Annotated in this window: 2 protein-coding genes; both read right to left on the bottom strand. The window is 37.1% G+C overall.

Annotated elements, in window-relative coordinates; genetic code table 11:
- Nucleotides 1-197 precede the first annotated feature (197 nt).
- Entirely contained in the window at nucleotides 198-854 is a 657-nt protein-coding gene (locus ACIFQM_RS24730; RefSeq protein WP_430048932.1) for a hypothetical protein, read from the bottom strand.
- A gap of 76 nt (nucleotides 855-930) precedes the next feature.
- On the bottom strand, nucleotides 931-1,603 hold a 673-nt coding region (locus ACIFQM_RS24725), incomplete at its 5' end, for a lipase family protein (RefSeq protein WP_430066381.1).

The following is a 1,603-nucleotide window of genomic DNA, read 5'->3' as shown; positions in this document are numbered from 1 at the left end:
CCCATCTGTCATGCTGGTTCGGCGTCCCACAAGGTCATAGGTATAATTGGTTTTAAAATCCGGTCCCGCCGCTTCGGTAACCAGCCCACCATAGTATTTATTTACAATAGCATGAAGTAAGCGCAATTAAGGACTGATAATTAAAAAAAGACCACAACACGAAACTATATCGCATTGTGGTAAAATATTCAAAAATCCTATTTCAATATTTGCACAGTCCCCGCCTCTACATCAATTAGAAAAACTCTGGGATCCATACCATACCTCCCATTATTATGTTCGTCCAGTGTAGACAACTCGTATTGATTTGGCACTTTCGTTGGTTTTAGAATACCCCAAGCCCAATTGTCTCCATCATCACCTGTCGAATAACCTTTATTTTCCTTCTTAATTGAAATAGGAATATTTTTTTCTTCTCCTGTTGAAATATTTTTTAAGTGTAATTGCTCCCTACTATTCCTCTGGAAAGGATTAATTAAATCAATGCGATATTCATATTTTTGATCTGAAGTTAAGCGTACTGGATCACTTCTAACTTCATCATACAACCACCCTCGGGTAGGAGTCCCCTCTACCAAATGATAAGAAAAAAAGAGTAATGATGCCATCAACAGCACTGATACTATATATTTCATTCCGCCAAATGGTGCCCATCCTTGCCAGATATAGGTTAGGGATATCATCACAATGATAATGGATGGAATTCCGCATACCATTAATATCACTGTTTCAATTAAATCTTGTCCTCGTTGAAACCCTCCAGTTGATCCTAAGATAAACCATATTAAGGCTGCTATATTTATAAGAATAGGTACCATCCATATTATTTTGAACCAAACAGGCATTTTACTCATTTACTCCCTCCTGTCTATGTTTCATTAATTTTTACATTTCAATTTACATTAATCAAATCTAAATAGTGCTTACGGCTTAATGTGTAGCTCTATTCTCCATCAAATTTTTATACCTAGCTTCAGAGAAATTATGTTGCAATAAAAGCGGTTTAACATATTTATCCAGAATATTAGGACTACTGTGCATTACAGAATGGGCTTCTATTGGATGCTTAATAAAATACGATGGTAATTTCACCTCAACATTTTCAGCACCAGGGTATTTGCGCTTTGCATCTCCTAAAACCCAGATACTACCTCCATTAATTTGAATAATATCATTATAGTTATAAACATTGATATGTTGTCCCACATCTGTTTCCAACCTATATCCCCTTATTGGGGTCGCTATAGTTATAAGAGTATCAACGTGCATCCCACGTTTAGCCAAGATGTTAGTTGCCATGATGGAAACATTGCCTCCGTGACTGTGCCCCATGATTCGTATCGGTTCTTTTGGATGAGCTTTGTGATAATTATAAATTTCATTCGCTACAATTTCTGCGCCTTCAACGCGGGCTCCATCACTATTCTTACCGCTCCATGGCAGAGCTTTAATCGGTTCATGAAAAAGCTCTTTTTCAATGTAATTTTTACTATTATCCCATGTACTTGGATCTGAAATAGTACCATGGACTAGCCAAACTTTATGCCCACTTGGATCAGTGTACTTCAACGGATTATTGGCTACATACGCATACCAGTTCAAG

Origin of the sequence: Paenibacillus sp. NRS-1782 (assembly GCF_050467685.1) — a bacterium.
Classification (GTDB): domain Bacteria; phylum Bacillota; class Bacilli; order Paenibacillales; family Paenibacillaceae; genus Paenibacillus; species Paenibacillus terrae_A.
The sequence above is the reverse complement of the archived record's forward strand: the minus strand, read 5'-3'. Positions and strand labels throughout refer to the sequence as shown.

Excerpts from the sequence above, each read along its gene's own strand:
- ACIFQM_RS24730 (WP_430048932.1), bottom strand. The coding sequence starts at position 854 with ATGAGTAAAATGCCTGTTTGGTTCAAAATAATATGGATGGTACCTATT.